A 14,816-nucleotide genomic window follows, 5' to 3' on the forward strand; every position below is an offset into this window, starting at 1 on the left:
TGTTCACGATGATCCCCCTGATCTGTTGTTCCCGCTCGAGGTGTTGGCGGGCGGAACGACGCTCCCCGCGAGCTATCGCTGGGCGAGCCGCGTTTCGTTACTGAAGGCGCCAAGGCGTCCTACTCGCGGGTCGCCGAACCAGGCCAGCGGTACCGGTGAGGATGCGTGGTCAATGACCGTCAGTCGTCCTCGAAGCCCATGGGGCCGAAACGCCGGACCCGTGCATCCTCGACGCCAGCGGTCTCGGTGCGGGCAGGCGGGCCAGACCTGGATCCAGTAGTCCTCGACGGGGTCGTCGACGATCAGGTCCCAGTTCTTGAACCCTGATCCCGGCGAGGCCGGGTCGGCCGTCGTACTCGTCGATTCCTTCCGCGGGTTCCCCACCCATGGTCGTCACCCGCAGGGGTGTCGTGACCGTCAGGAAGACCTCGGCGACGGCCTCCCAGTCTCCCAAATCGTCCTCGTGCGGCACCGCCCCGAGGTGGTCGACCGCAACACGTGCCGGGCCCGAGGCGATGCCGGTGTGAATGGTGACGAATCACCGGGCTGAGGAGCTGCCCTCGACCCCACGCGCCAACCGCGCGTTGGTGCGCTCTAGCTGCCACCGCGTCCAGTGCTCCAGGCGTTGCGCCTCGTCGGCACCCAGCCGGTCGCACACGAAGTCCCAGTGCACTCCCACCCGGTCGCCGACACGCAGGTCTGTCACGAACGCCCCGGAACCGACGCGGTACCGCGCCGACCGGTCCTGCTCGGCCCCGAGTCTCAGGGCTCCGTCGTAGGTGAGCGGCCGCGCACGCACCAGCACGTCGTCCTCTCGCACCTCGGTCACCGTCCCGTAGGTGATCCGACAGGAGTCGAGCACCTGGAGGGGCTGAGGCACACCGGATCCCAGCAGCCGCGACCACGGGTACACCGCCAGCACGTGGAAGGTGTGCGTCGGCGCGACCTCGGGGAGCAGCTCGTCGGTCAGGTGCTTCCAGTAGTGGCCGGCGCGGGAGGCGAAGCGGGCGAGCAGTTCCCGGCCGAAGCGGTCGCGGTCGATCCGGTCGGTCAGCTCGTTGCCGGTCCAGTAGGCGCGCACCACCCGCTCGTCCAGCGGGTCCCCGATCCCGGACAGCTCGGCGATCAGCTGCTGGTAGGGCCACGCGCCGCTGAACCGGCTTGCCACCGCGGGCATGTCGACGTCCGCTCCGTCGTGGCCGCACGCGGCCAGCTCCAGCGCCCGTGCGTCCGCGGGCCCGCAGTAGCCGAGCGCGTTGGGCGCGTGCGCGTACCGGGCGAAGAGGCGGTGGCCGGGTGAGCTCGGCACTCAGCCCTCCGACCCGCGGCCCACCAGCAGCGCGGTCTCCCGGTGCAGACGGCCGAAGTTGTAGTAGGCGGCGCAGGCGCCCTCCGGGGAGACCATGCACGTGCCGATCGGGGTCTCGGGGGTGCAGGCGGTCCCGAACACCTTGCACTCCCAGGGCTTGATGACGCCCTTGAGCACCTCGCCGCACTGACACGCCTTCGGGTCGGCCACCCGCACCCCGGGCATCGAGAACTTCTCCTCCGCGTCGAACTCGGCGTAGTCGGGGTGCACCTTCAGCGCGCTCTGGGAGATGAAGCCCAGGCCGCGCCACTCGAAGTGCGGCCGCAGCTCGAAGGTCTCGGCCATCAGCTTCAGCGCCTGCGGGTTGCCCTCGGGACGCACCACGCGGATGTACTGGTTCTCGACCTCGCAGCGGCCGTCCCGGATCTGCTGCAGCAGCATGTGCACCGACGCCAGGATGTCGAGGGGCTCGAAGCCGGCCACCACGATCGGCTTGCCGTACACCTCGGGCACGAACCGGTACGGCCGGATGCCCACCACGGTCGAGACGTGGCCCGGGCCGAGGAAGCCGGACAGCCGCAGGTCCGGGGACTCCAGGATCGCCTTGATCGGCGGCACGATCGTCACGTGGTTGCAGAAGACGCTGAAGTTCGTCACGCCGAGCGCGCGGGCCCGCACCAGCGTCACCGCCGTGGACGGCGCGGTGGTCTCGAAGCCGACGGCGAAGAACACCACCTCCTTGTCGGGGTTGTCCACGGCGACCTTGAGCGCGTCGAGCGGCGAGTACACGAAGCGGACGTCGGCGCCGTGTGCCTTCGCCTCGATCAGGTTGCCCGCGGACCCCGGCACCCGCATCATGTCGCCGAACGTGGTGAAGATGACGTTCGGGCGCTGCGCCAGGGACATCGCGTCGTCCACCCGGCCCATGGGGATGACGCAGACCGGGCAGCCGGGGCCGTGCACCAGTTCCACGGAGGGGGGCAGCAGGTGTTCGATGCCGTGCCGGTAGATGGTGTGGGTGTGCCCGCCGCACACCTCCATGAACTTGAACTCGTCGTCGCCGGCGAGCTCGGTGATCGACTTCACGAGCGCGCGGGCCGCGGCCGGGTCGCGGAATTCGTCTACGAACTTCATGGGGCTACCTCGCTCTGCGTGGACGCCTCGGTCAGGCGATTTCTGAGGAGTTGTACGCGTCGATCTCGTTGACGTAGTCGGCGCCCATCTTCTGGACCTGGTCGAGGGTCAGCTGCGCCTCGGCCTCGTCGATCTTCGACATCGCGAACCCGACGTGGACCAGCACCCAGTCGCCGACGAGAAGGCCCTCGTCGGCCAGCAGCCGGACGCTGATGATGCGGCGGATCCCGTTGACGTCGACCTTGGCCAGGTGTTCGTTCGCGTCGACGATCTCGACGACCTGTCCCGGTATGCCCAAGCACATCTCGGTGTTCCTTCCCTCGCGGGTCCTGCGGCTCAACAGATTCGCGGCAGCGGGTCGCCGACCAGCATGTCGACGATGCGGCTGCCGCCGAACGCGGTCCGCAGCGCCACGATGCCCTGCGGGTCCGCCATCACCTCGCCGATCACCGCGGCCTGCGCGCCGAGCGGCTGCCCGTGCAGTGCCGCGACCGCGGCGTCGGACTCCTCCGCCGGCACCACGGCGACGAACTTGCCCTCGTTCGCGACGTAGAGCGGGTCGATCCCGAGCAGGTCGCAGGCGCCGAGCACCTGCGGCTGCACCGGGAGGGCCTGCTCGTCGAGCACCACGGCGACGCCGGCGGACTGCGCGAGCTCGTTGCACACCGTGCCGATGCCGCCCCGGGTGGCGTCGCGCATCCACCGGGTGCCCGGCGCGGCCGCCAGCAACGCCTCCACCAGGCCGTTCACCGGCGCGGTGTCCGAGGCGATGTCCGCCTCGATGGCGAGCTCGCCGCGGGCCAGCATCACCGCCATGCCGTGTTCGCCGATGGTGCCGGAGACCACCACCCGGTCGCCGGGCCGCACCAGGTCCGCGGCCAGCACCCGCCCGGCCGGCACTACGCCGACCCCCGCGGTCGAGATGTACAGCCCGTCCGCCGCGCCCTTCCCGACCACCTTGGTGTCGCCGGTGACGATGGCGACCCCCGCAGCGGCGGCCGAGTCCCGCATGTCCGCGACGATGGTGCGCAGCAGCGAGATCTCGAAACCCTCCTCGATCACGAACGCGGCGGAGAGCCACCGCGGCCGGGCCCCCGAGACCGCGAGGTCGTTGACGGTGCCGTGCACCGCCAGGTTCCCGATCGAGCCGCCCGGGAACTGCAGCGGCTGCACCACGTACGAGTCGGTGGAGAACGCGACCCGCTCACCCGAGGGCAACCCCATCACCGCGGAGTCGCCGAGCTGCTCGAGCTCCGGGTTGCGGAACGCCTCGACGAACACCGAGTCCACCAGCGCGGCGGACGACTTGCCGCCGGCGCCGTGCGCCAACGTCACCACCGTCTCGAGCAGCCGTGGGCGGCGTTTGCGGAACGCGTCGATGCGGTCGAGGACCCGGCCCTCGCGCTCGGCGGAGGTGGGGGGCTGGGCGCCGACCGGTGTGCTGCTCATCTGGATTCGCCTGTCCTCGACGTCGCGGGATGCGGAGTGGGCCGTGCCATGTGGTCCTGCACGGCCGACCAGAGCCGGTACCCGACGAGGGCGTGGCTCTCCTGGATGCGGTGGATGCTCTGGGAGCGGATGGTGAAGCAGAAGTCGAGGTCCTCCGAGGTGGCCATCCGGCCGCCGTCGTGCCCGGCGAACCCGATGGTCAGCAGGCCGCGCTTGCGCGCCTCCGCGAGGGCGGTCATCAGGTCGTCGGAGTTGCCGGAGGTGGACAGCGCGATCGCGATGTCGACGGACCTCGCGTGGGCGATGATCTGCCGGGAGAAGATCAGCTCGAAACCGACGTCGTTGCCGAGCGCGGTCACCACCGCCTGGTCCGCGGCCAGCGACCAGGCCGCCACCGGCCGGCCGAGCGCCGGGCGGCTGAACAGGGAGGCCAGGGTCGCGGCATCGGTGGAGCTGCCACCGTTCCCGAAGGTGTACAGGCGCCCGCCCTGCCCGAACCGTTCGGCCATCAGCGTCCCCGCCGCCGTCACCTGCTCGCCCCACTCGTCGAGGGAGGCCCGCTGCAGGCGCGCGCTCTCGGCCGCCTTGCCCCGGGCCGAGGACGCCAGGTCCGTCAGCAGCACGGCGGCGTCGCGTTCCTCGGCGTCGATGAACGGGTACAGGAAGTTGGTGCTCTCCTTCTCGCTCACCGCGCCGCCTCCGTCGCCGTCGCGACCCGGCTGATCGCCGCGCCGCCGTGCACCAGCACCAGGTCCCCGGGCGCGACGTCGCCGAGGACGGTCACGTCGACCGACTCGTCCCCGGTCGCGGTGCGGACGAGCGCGGTGTCCATCGCCGTCGCGGGCGGCAGCACCACCTCGCCGAGCCGGCCCTCGTCGCTGCACGTCACGCAGCCGGTCTCGGTGCACTCCGCGGCGTCCGGGGTCAGCAGCCCCGGGTGCTCGAAGCACACGTGCGTCAACTCCCACAGCAGGTGGTACATCAACACGAACCGCCCCGTCGCGGGGACCATCGGGTCGCCGGAGTCCACCCACAGCGTGTGGTCGGCGCCGCCCGCCGGTGGCCGCGGCCCGGAGCCGATCCAGATGGTGTCCGCGCCCCACGCGGGTGCCCGCCGCATCACGTCCAGCACCTGCGGCTGGTCGGCCGACGCGACCGCGATGATCACGTCGCCCGGCCGGGTGGCCACCCGGCACTGCGCGACGGGGTCCGGTTCGACCAGCGCGACGGAGGGCAGTGCCCGCTTGCCCATGATCACGGGGTGGACGAACTCCACCGCGACGTGGTGGGCGTGCGGCTCCCACTGTGGGGAGACCACCCACAGCGTGGCGCCGGCGTTGAACCTGCGGGCCAGGGCGAGGGCGGCCGTCGCCAGGTCCTGCGAGAGGTCCTCGTCGATCAGGGGTGTCTGCGCCGGTGCCTCGGTCATCGCATCGCTCCGATCCGTCGTCGGTCCATCGCCGGGCTGCGGGCGCCGCGGGCGAGCAGAGCGGTACCGAGCACCGCCTGGCCGAGGGAGAGGCCGCCGTCGTTCGCCGGCACCCGCTCGTGGGTCAGCACCTCGAAACCACTGCGCCGCAGGGCGGTACGCAGCATCTGCAGCAGCAGCGCGTTCTGGAACACCCCGCCGGTGAGGCCGACGGTGCCCACGCCGGTCCGATCCGCCGTGCGCGCGGCCAGTTCGGCGGTCGCGTCGGCCAGCGCGCGGTGGAAGCCCAGGGCGAGCGGCGCGACGGCCACCCCGGCGCGGACCCCGGCGACGAGGCCGTCGAGCAGCGGCCCGAGGAGGAGCTGTCCGTCGGCGACCGGCATCGTCAGCGGCGCCGCCCCCGTCGCCGAGCGCGCGCGGGCCTCGAGTTCCACGGCGGCCTGCGCCTCGTAGCTCACCCGGTGGCGCACCCCGAGCAGGGACGCGACGCCGTCGAAGAGCCGCCCGACGCTGGTGGTGCGGACGGCCGCCGCCCCCGAGCCCAGCTGGGACTGCACCAGGCGGCGCTCCGCGGCGTCCAGGGCGATCGTGCACGGCAGGTCGTCGATCTCGGTGATCCCGGCCTCGTGGAGCAGCGCCAGCGCCACCCGGGCCGGGTTGCGGACCGCCGCGTCGCCGCCGGGCAGCCAGAACGGCTGCAGGTGCCCGGCCCGCTCGGCGTCGAGGACGTCGGGGCCGACCAGCAGCAGCTCCCCGCCCCACACGGTGGTGTCGCAGCCGTACCCGGTGCCGTCGTAGGCGATGCCCAGCACCCGTGAGCCCAGGCGGCCGTGTTCGGCCAGCAGGGAGGCGATGTGGGCGTGGTGATGCTGCACCGTGCACAGCTCGACCCCCGTCGCGTCGCTGTAGCGGGCGGCCCACTGCCGGGTCGAGTAACCGGGATGGTCGTCCGCCACCACCAGCTCGGGGGTGACGCGGTGCAGGGAGGTCAGCTGGTCGACGGACCGCTCGAACGCCCGCCGGCTCTCCAGGGTGCCCATGTCGCCGAGATGCGCGGAGCAGAACGCGAAGTCCTGACGGGTCAGGCAGAAGGTGTTCTTCACCTCGGCGCCCACCGCCAGCACCACCGGGCCGGGCGCGGGCAACGCGACCGGCAGGGGAGCGAACCCCCGGGACCGCCGGATCGGCACCTCCCGTCCCCCCGACACCGCCAGGACGGAGTCCTCGCAGGGCACGGCGATGTCGCGGTCGTGCATCAGGAACAGGTCCGCGACCGCGCCGAGGCGGCGCCGGGCGTCCTCGTTCTCGAAGCAGAGCGGCTCGCCGCTGGTGTTTCCGGATGTCATCACCAGCAGGGTCGGGACCCTGTCGTCGGGCCGGCCGGGCACCGAGGTGAAGAGCAGGTGGTGCAGCGGGGTGTACGGCAGCATCACCCCCAGGTCCCCGACGCCGGGTGCCAACTCCGCCGACGCGGCCTCCGAGTCCCGCTTGCGCAGCAGCACGATCGGCCGGGCGGGGAGACCCAGCAGCCGCGCCCGCGCCTCGTCGACCTCGGCAATCTCGCCGGCCCGGCGGAGATCCGGCGCCATCACCGCAAACGGCTTGGCCGGCCGGTGTTTACGCTCACGCAGGCGGCGCACGGCGGCCGGGTCGGTCGCATCGCAGACCAGGTGAAAGCCCCCGAGCCCCTTGACCGCGACGATCAGGCCCTCGGCCAGCGCCCGGTGCACCCGGTCGAGCACCTCGTCGTCCCCGTCGGTCCGGACGCCGTTGCGCTCGAGGAAGATCCGGGGCCCGCAGTCGTGACAGGAGATGGGTTGGGCATGGAACCGCCGGTCCTGCGGTGTGTCGTACTCCCGCCGGCAGCGCGGACACAACGGGAACGAGGCCAGGGTGGTGTTCGGGCGGTCGTAGGGCAGGTCCGTCACCACGGTCAGCCGCGGGCCGCAGTTGGTGCAGTTGACGAACGGGTGCCGGTACCGCCGGTTCGCGGGGTCGCGGAGGTCGCGGAGGCAGTCCTCGCAGGTGGCGACGTCCGGCGAGACCAGCGTGCGGGCCCCGTCGACGTGGCGGCTCGGGGCGATCCGGAACGTGCGGTCGCCTTGCGGCGGCCGCGATTCCGATGCGACGTCGACGATGACGGACATCGGCGGCGCGTCCGACCGGATCCGGCGGGCGAACTCCGCCAATTGCGCCGCGGGGCCCTCGGCCTCGACGAAGACGCTGGCGTCGTCGTTGCCGCAGTGGCCCCCGAGCCTCAGTTCGGTGGCCAACCGGGCGACGAAGGGTCGAAATCCGACGCCCTGCACGATCCCTCGGACGGTGATCCGGCGTCGTTCTACGGTGAAGGCCGCGCTGTGATCTGGCTGAAAGTGGGTGTCCATACCCGACTCCACATCGCAGTTCGGTTGGCCCCGCTTCCCCGGGGCGTGGGCGACGACCGGCCTTCATCGGATCATGCTCCGCGTGGTCGCGGCCCGCAAGGGCGCCGCGGCCCGCCGGCCGCGCGCGGACAGCGCGCGTGGCGTCACCGGGAGGTGGGTGTCAGAGCCCGCAGAGGGTCGCCACCTGGCCGATGCTGAGCAGGCCGGACCCGCCCTCGGCGCGCGAGAACCGGCCGTCGGGGCGCACGTGGACGGCAATAGGCGGCTCGACCCGGGCGGAGTCGCCCGCGCGATCGAGGTGGTACTCGTCGAAGCCGTCGGGCGACTGCGTCACCAGGCGCACCGCATTGCGGGCGAGGGCGTTCTCGATCAGGACGTCGATCACTGGCTGGGCTCCTCGCTCGGGGACTGGCACACGAGAGAGGAGATTAGGTGAGGCTAAGCTGGCTGTCAATGGGTCAGGCGGGCTCCCACGGACCGTCCCGGTACCGATGCCAGTCGGTGGGGTCGTCGTCGATGGTGAGGAAGTCGTTGCGTAGCCAGAAGGTGGCATCGGGGTTCCAGCCGGCGAGCACGGTGGCGCCGGGGTGGGCGGCCAGGGGGATCGCGATCCCCGGCGTGGTCAGGTAGCCGGCGACGGTGAGGTGGACGGCGTCGTAGTCGGCCGCCGCCGCGGCCCAGTCCGGAATGAACCATTCATGGTGCTCCCCGGTGGTGTCGTACCAGTCGGAGCTACGCGACGCCGGCACGGGAAAGGGGTACGCGTCCACCAGGTGTGCCCAGTCCGACGGATCGGTGATCTCGTACACGCGGGGTGTCCCGTGGACCCGGACCGGCCAGACGCGGGCCTGTGCGCCGTCCGAGTTGTCGTCCTCGTCGAGCAGCAGCTCGACGGCGCCGAGCCCCTCCCGCGCCCGGCTGGTGTCGGTCGTTCCGGCGACCACCGGCGTGGACCACCATTCGCCGCTGACTCGCCGGTCCGGATCGGAGGCCTGGTCTTCCCGGAACCGGCGTTCGGTGGCCAGCGCGTCCGCACGCCACCGCTCCAGGTGGCCCGCCGCGCGATGGATCCGCAGGGGCAACTCCGACCAGCCCCAACGGGGATGGAACTTCTCCACGTACCGTTGGTCCGCGAGGTCGACCGCCTCGTTCCACCACCTGGCGTGGGGTGAGGCCAGGGCGGCCCGGGCGATCGGCCGCAGGGCCGCGGCGATCTCCGGGCGGGCGAACATCTGGTCCTCCTCGTCCGGCGGCTGCCAGTATCGTGCGAAGTCCGTGGCCAGGGCCAGGGCGTCGAGCAGGTCGATCTCCGACAACCTGGCGACTGCGCGGGCTTCGACGTCTTCGAGCACCTCGAGTGCGTCGCCCGGCGTCTGGGGCCGCCGATAGTGGGAGGCACGCTCGTCGTCGCTGCACGCGTAGCCGACGTTGGCGCAGAAGAACCGGCCACGCGGCGAGTTCAGGAGCAGCGAAACCGTGTCCATGGTTCGAAACTAGTGGATCACGAGTGCCCGTTCCGTGGTCTGCGGCTCGAAAACGTGACGGAGCCAAGGGTTGTGCGTCTCGGTGGAGGCCGCTCGCGACGGTGGGGAGGGGAGTGGCTGCCGGCGTCGGGGACGGTGGACCTTCGGTCGACCCCGACCCCGCCGTGCGCCGGTGCGATATTCGTGCCGAATGCACTGGTCAGGAACGTATCCGACGAGCTCGCGACGGTCCGGCAACGACAGAATCGGCGGCCTGGACGGTAAGGATAATGTCATAATCCAACTTATCGGCACTTTTACCTGCCCGGTGGTCACCCACCAATCCGACTCGCCCACAGCGGTTCTCCCGTTCCTGGCCGCCCCGAACGAGGCCGGCCCGGCGCTCCCCGGGTGGTGGCGACGGTGCCCGGGACGGGGGAGGGTGCCTCGATCGGCCCCCTCGGCGGGTACGGCGGCGGAAGTCGCTCGGCGCGTGGGGGACTCGGCGACCGGCTTCACAGCGAGTGGGGTATCGCCAGGACCGTGATGCCGGACCGCTTGCGCAGTTCCTCGAACACCTCGCCGCGGTCGGCGAGCTTGTCGGTGCGCACGACGGTGTAGTCGCCGGTGCCGGGCGCGTCGGTACGATCGCCGCCGGCGTCGAACAGTGCGACGCACGCGTGGGTGTGGGTGAGGTCGTGCCGGGCCCAGTAGCGGACACCCGCGTACCCGGCCTCGCGCAACGCGGCAGCCCACAGCTGGGTGAGCGGGTAGTCGACGGTGGTGAAGATCTCCGCGGTCACCCCGAACTGCACCGCCAGGTTCGAGGTCAGGTCGGCGATCCGCCGGTCGGCGGACAGCTCGAGCTGGGACAGTGCCCGGCCGCGCAGTTCGGTGCTCGGGACCACCCGGATACCGCCCCAGGTCTCGAGCAGGGTGATCTGCTCGGATTCGGCGGTGTAGCAGGTGCCGTACGGCTCGGCGAGGTCGAACCGGCCGTGTCCGCGGCTGCCGAACCACCACGGGCTGAACGCGGAGCCGTGGGTGCGGTGCAGCCTGGTGCCCGCCCGGACCGTGGCGGCCGGGAACCGGTCACGCAGCAGGTCCGGGGGAGGCGGGGTGGACAGGTGGGACGTGGCGCGCGGAGCGCTCACGCGGCCAGCCGATCAGCGGCCTGACGGGCGAGGGCGACCACGGCGGTCGCGTCGCCGCCGAGGAGCGACTCTCGTGGGGTCCGGCCGCCCAGTTCGGGCTGCTCGGTCATCAGCCACGACGCGACGGTCCAGCCCTGCGGGTCGGCGTGCGACCACGCGCGCAGCACCTCCTTGATCCCCGGGATCGGCTTGGCCGGGGCGGCGTCGTCGAATCCGGTGACCGAGTAGCCGGCGGTCCCGTCCTCGGCCTCGAGACGCAGCACCCGGCGGTCGCGGACCGCCTGGCTCAGCGCCTGCTTGGTCCAGCCCGTCACCTCGAGGGTCTGCTTGTGGGTGAGGATCGGGCCGATGTGGTTCTCCCAGACGCGCCGGGCCTTGAGTCCGGAGAGCACGTCGCGGATCCGGTGCTCGACGTACTGCACGTCGGCCTGGTTCAGTTCGGTCTCGTCGATGCCGCTGGCCGCGATCTCCGCTGCCATGACGTCGGTCAGTGGGCTGCTCATGCCACCATCGTCCATGGTCAAGTAGGTCAAGTCAAGTAGGTCAACCAGCGGTGCCCGCGGATCGGATCGCATCGCATGGGGTCCGATCCGGCATCTGTAATTGCATAATCTGTGGGATATCGGCAAAACATGCCTACCGGGCCGAAGCCCGACACCCCAGTTCACAACCACCTGGACGGAGGGGGCGGGTGGCTGCCGAGGTCCGGTGGGGACTGCTCGGGGAGGCGGGACAGGGGAGTAGGGGCGCGGCCCGGAGGCTCCCGGTCAACGGCCCGGGCGGGCATTGAGCCGGGCGGCCTGCCGCACGAGGTGGTCGCGCTCGGGGAGGTTCGTCGCCTGCCGGGCCGCCTCGGTGTAGAGGCCTGCCGCCGCGGCCAGGTCACCACCGCGCTCGTGGAGGTACGCCGCCACCGCGGCGTGGCGGGGCAGTGAGTCGTCCAGCGCCGCGAGCGCCGCCAGGCCGGCCCGGGCGCCGTCGGCCTCGCCCACGGCCACGGCGCGGTTGAGCCGGGCGATGGGGCTGCCGGTCAGTCGCACCAGCTCGTCGTACCACTCGACGATCTGCACCCAGTCGGTCTCCGCGGCGGTGCGCGCATCGGCGTGGAGCGCCGCGATGGCGGCCTGGGCCTGGAACTCGCCGAGCCGGTCGCGGGCCAGGGCCGCCTGCAGGATCTCGACGCCCTCGGCGATCAGGCGGGTGTCCCAGAGGCCGCGGTCCTGCTCGGCGAGCGGCACCAGGGCGCCGTCGGGCGCGGTCCGGGCGGCGCGCCGGGCGTGGTGGAGCAGCATCAGGGCGAGCAGCCCCGCCACCTCGGGGTGGTCGATCGCGGCCGCGAGCTGCCGGGCGAGCCGGATGGCCTCGGCGGCGAGGTCGACGTCGCCGGAGTAGCCCTCGTTGAAGACCAGGTACAGGACGCGCAGCACGGTGGCGACGTCGCCGGGTTGGTCGAACCGCACACCGGACACGGTGCGCTTGGCCCGGCTGATGCGCTGCGCCATGGTCGCCTCCGGGACCAGGTAGGCCTGGGCGATCTGCCGGGTGGTCAGCCCACCGACGGCGCGCAGCGTGAGCGCGACCGCCGAGGCCGGCGTCAGCGACGGGTGGGCGCACAGGAAGTAGAGCTGCAGCGTGTCGTCCACCGCGGGCGCGGGACCGGACGCCGGCTCCTCGCCGACGAGGTCCTCACGGCGACGGCGGGCCGCGTTCGCCCGGGTGGCGTCGAGGAACTTGCGCCAGGCCGCGGTGACCAGCCAGCCCTTCGGATCTCGCGGCGGGTCGGCCGGCCAGACGCGGACCGCCTCGACCAGCGCGTCCTGGACGGCGTCCTCGGCCGCCGCGAAGTCGGCTCCGCGGCGGACGAGGATGCCGAGCACGCTCGGCGTGAGGCTCCGGAGCAGGACCTCATTCACCTGAGGAGGTCACTCCGTGATGGTGGGCGGCGCGGTCAGGAACGGGCGCAGCTCGAGCCATTCGTGGATCGGCTTCCCGCCTGCCCCCGGGGCGGCCGACAGCTCTCCGGCCAGCTCGAGGGCGCGATCGTAGCTGTCGACGTCGATCACCATCCAGCCGGCGATGAGGTCCTTGGTCTCGGCGAACGGGCCGTCGGTGACCGGCGGGCGACCCTCGCCGTCGTACCGGACGAACGTCCCTTCGGGGGCGAGCGCCTGACCGTCGACGAACTCGCCGGTCGCCTCGAGCCGGTCCGCGAAGTCCTGCATGTACTGCACGTGGTCGGAGATCTCCTCCGGCGTCCACTGGTCCATGGGCACGTCGTTGACCGCCGCCGGGGCGCCGCGGTAGTGCTTGAGCAACAAGTACTTGGCCATTGTGATTCTCCTAGGTGCGGTACGACCCATTGTGGTCGTATTCGCTACTGGGACGGAGCCACACGCCGGTTCTCGACATCCCGCGGCCGAGAAGTTTCGCCACCGTTGTCGAAGGCGCCGGACCAGGGGAGGCGCGCCCCGAGGTCACCGCCGGGACGATCCAGCGGTGACCTCGGGGCGCCCGGTGAGGGCGTGAGCCCAGCGTCAGGCAGTCCCGGCCCAGAAGTCGACGAGCACCTTCGTCAGCTCCTCGGGCTTCTCCTCGTTCGGCGTGTGGGCGGCGCCCGCGATGATCTCGAACTTCACGCCGAGTCGCGCCGCGGCGTCGGCCTGGATGTCCACCGGAATGACGTCGTGCTCGCCGGCGACGACCAGGACCGGCACGCCGGTCGCGGCCAGCTCCTCGACGCGGTCCGGCTCGGTGCCCATGGTGAGGGCGATCCCGGCGATGTTCGCGGTCTTGGTCACCATGATCCGGTTGTGCAGGAACTCCTTGACCGGCGCCGGGAAGATGTCCTCGAAGGCGCCGAACATGGCCTGCCACAAGGCCTCGTTGCCGCCCGCCCACAGCAGCTCCGGGATCGGGCCCATGTCCATGGCGCCGCCCAGGTTCTGACCACTCGGCGGCGAGTCGAGGATCACGTAGTCCAGGAAGCGCGCCGGATCGTTCAGTACGGCGGCCCGGGTGACGAGGCCGCCGAAGCTGTGGCCGACAAGGTGGACCTTCTCGCCGGGCGCAACCTTGTCGATCAGCTCGGCGAGGTCCGCGGCGAACTTGGCGATCGTGTACTCGCCGACCGCGTCGCGGCCGTCCGGGCCGTCGGAGTCGTACTGGCCGAGCTGCGAGTACGAGATCAGCCGGTAGCCGGCGGCGGTGACGAACGGCGCCACCGGGAGGAAGTCCTCCCGGGAGCCGGTGAAGCCGGGGACCATCACGACGGTGCCCTTGACGTCGGTGCCGGCCTCGGGCATCGCCTCGAAGAAGGACAGCTCGCCGCGCGAGATCTTGATGCGGGACAGGTTGACGGTCATGTCGCGTTCTCCTTGTTGGGGTTCACAGGCTCTTCAGCCGGGATGGAGGGAGTCATCAGCCCACAGCACGCGGGGTGCCGTCGCCGTCGAGGCTAGCGGCAGATACTGAGCGATGCATAGTTTTGCCTTCGGAGCCGTTCGGCTCGTGATTCGGACCGTCCGGGCGACGGAATGCAGCCGGCCGCCCCGGGATCGTTTCGTCACAGTGACGTATTGGGGTGGGGCGCCGGGAAGGCCGGGGAGCGATCCGGAAACCCGAAAACCGGCGACTCCAAGGGATTCGAGGTTTTCGCGGAATCGGGGCCAGAACGATCCGAGGGCCGCCGGATCGGCGAACCGCTGCTCGGCGGGAACCGGCCGCGGAGGCCGCGCAGGGACGTCGCGGCCTCCGCAGCCGCCGCGAACATGTCGCTGCGGAGAATCGGAACACCGCGGCGAACCGGCCGTGTACGGGCGCTCTAGTCAGGAAATGCCGAGGAGCCGCGGAGTCCGGATCGGGCTGCTGACCTCGCCCGGTAATCCGGATCCGATAATGTACATTATGTCATTTTTCCTTCCTCGGGACGCCCCCGGACGGCGGTGCCGGGCATCGGAGCAGTTCGGCGTACGCAGAGAGGTCCTCGGGCGCAACGCATCACGGATGCAGGACTGGCTCCTGCGCGACGGCCACCGGTCGGACCGGCCCCCCGGCGGCTCAACCAGCCGGGGGGCCGGATCGGGAACGGCCGGCGTCCGCGCGAGGCGTCGTCGATCAAGGCTCGGGTCACCGCGGCTCGGTCGCCGAGGAACCCGATGCGTCGGACCCGACGCGAACGCATTGCCGCCGGAGAGGTTTTCGTCGTCGCCGGACCCACGGAGCGGCGGCAGTGCCGGCGACCCTCCTCGACCGAGGGCGCGACCCCGCCCCAACCATGTTTCATGGATAATCACTGTTATCCATGAAACATGTTGCACCCCAATAGTTTACGTGATCATGCGTCGGCTCGCTCGCCGACCGGCGCCATGCAAACCCTCGGGCCCTGTCCCCTGCCCCGCCCACGCCGGCTCCGGGGTCCACCCGCCTCGGCGACCCGCCCCCCGCCGTTCGGCCGACGGAGCCAGACCGTTCTCCCCTTCGCTCTGGCTCCGTCGG

General features: G+C 71.6%; 14 protein-coding genes. All 14 read right to left on the reverse strand.

Features of this window, described 5'->3' with window-relative positions; translation table 11 throughout:
- Window positions 1-538: 538 nt before the first annotated feature.
- The 14 genes from RT2_RS13520 to RT2_RS13585 all read right to left on the reverse strand — a co-directional run bounded on the left by RT2_RS13520 (window position 539) and on the right by RT2_RS13585 (window position 13,684).
- Complete coding sequence (locus tag RT2_RS13520; RefSeq protein WP_072845293.1) at window positions 539-1,309, reverse strand: DUF6390 family protein; 771 nt, start codon at window positions 1,307-1,309, stop codon at window positions 539-541.
- Window positions 1,310-2,443 carry a hydrogenase formation protein HypD gene (hypD, locus tag RT2_RS13525; protein ID WP_072845294.1) on the reverse strand — a complete coding sequence of 378 codons (1,134 nt, stop codon included), beginning with the start codon at window positions 2,441-2,443 and terminating at the stop codon, window positions 1,310-1,312.
- A 31-nt stretch (window positions 2,444-2,474) separates the two neighbouring features.
- On the reverse strand, window positions 2,475-2,747 hold the full coding sequence (locus RT2_RS13530) for a HypC/HybG/HupF family hydrogenase formation chaperone (protein ID WP_072845295.1): 273 nt from the start codon (window positions 2,745-2,747) through the stop codon (window positions 2,475-2,477).
- Between the two features lie 32 nt (window positions 2,748-2,779).
- Window positions 2,780-3,892 (reverse strand): hydrogenase expression/formation protein HypE, encoded by a 1,113-nt coding sequence (hypE, locus tag RT2_RS13535; protein WP_072845296.1) that lies wholly within the window; start codon window positions 3,890-3,892, stop codon window positions 2,780-2,782.
- Window positions 3,889-4,581 (reverse strand): D-sedoheptulose-7-phosphate isomerase, encoded by a 693-nt coding sequence (locus tag RT2_RS13540; protein ID WP_072845297.1) that lies wholly within the window; start codon window positions 4,579-4,581, stop codon window positions 3,889-3,891. Before RT2_RS13540 ends, hypE begins: the two co-directional genes overlap by 4 nt.
- Window positions 4,578-5,321: a hydrogenase assembly protein HupF gene (locus RT2_RS13545; protein WP_072845298.1), complete on the reverse strand. Its 744-nt coding sequence runs from the start codon at window positions 5,319-5,321 to the stop codon at window positions 4,578-4,580. Before RT2_RS13545 ends, RT2_RS13540 begins: the two co-directional genes overlap by 4 nt.
- Window positions 5,318-7,705: a carbamoyltransferase HypF gene (hypF, locus tag RT2_RS13550; RefSeq protein WP_072845299.1), complete on the reverse strand. Its 2,388-nt coding sequence runs from the start codon at window positions 7,703-7,705 to the stop codon at window positions 5,318-5,320. The genes RT2_RS13545 and hypF overlap by 4 nt, the downstream gene beginning before the upstream one ends.
- Window positions 7,706-7,865: 160 nt before the next feature.
- Complete coding sequence (locus RT2_RS13555) at window positions 7,866-8,090, reverse strand: hypothetical protein (protein ID WP_072845300.1); 225 nt, start codon at window positions 8,088-8,090, stop codon at window positions 7,866-7,868.
- 73 nt (window positions 8,091-8,163) lie between these two features.
- A complete protein-coding gene (locus tag RT2_RS13560; protein ID WP_072845301.1) occupies window positions 8,164-9,189 on the reverse strand; it encodes a hypothetical protein in 1,026 nt (341 codons plus the stop codon).
- Window positions 9,190-9,683: 494 nt separating this feature from the next.
- Window positions 9,684-10,322 carry an RES family NAD+ phosphorylase gene (locus RT2_RS13565; protein ID WP_174556710.1) on the reverse strand — a complete coding sequence of 213 codons (639 nt, stop codon included), beginning with the start codon at window positions 10,320-10,322 and terminating at the stop codon, window positions 9,684-9,686.
- Window positions 10,319-10,825 (reverse strand): hypothetical protein, encoded by a 507-nt coding sequence (locus RT2_RS13570; RefSeq protein ID WP_072845329.1) that lies wholly within the window; start codon window positions 10,823-10,825, stop codon window positions 10,319-10,321. Before RT2_RS13570 ends, RT2_RS13565 begins: the two co-directional genes overlap by 4 nt.
- A 264-nt stretch (window positions 10,826-11,089) precedes the next feature.
- Window positions 11,090-12,235, reverse strand: a complete 1,146-nt coding sequence (locus RT2_RS13575; protein WP_072845302.1) for an RNA polymerase sigma factor — start codon at window positions 12,233-12,235, stop codon at window positions 11,090-11,092.
- A gap of 9 nt (window positions 12,236-12,244) precedes the next feature.
- A complete protein-coding gene (locus RT2_RS13580; RefSeq protein WP_072845303.1) occupies window positions 12,245-12,652 on the reverse strand; it encodes a YciI family protein in 408 nt (135 codons plus the stop codon).
- Between the two features lie 204 nt (window positions 12,653-12,856).
- Window positions 12,857-13,684 (reverse strand): alpha/beta fold hydrolase, encoded by an 828-nt coding sequence (locus tag RT2_RS13585; RefSeq protein ID WP_072845304.1) that lies wholly within the window; start codon window positions 13,682-13,684, stop codon window positions 12,857-12,859.
- Window positions 13,685-14,816: the final 1,132 nt, after the last annotated feature.

Origin of the sequence: Rhodococcus tukisamuensis NBRC 100609, assembly GCF_001894985.1 — a bacterium.
GTDB classification, from domain to species: domain Bacteria; phylum Actinomycetota; class Actinomycetes; order Mycobacteriales; family Mycobacteriaceae; genus Rhodococcus_G; species Rhodococcus_G tukisamuensis.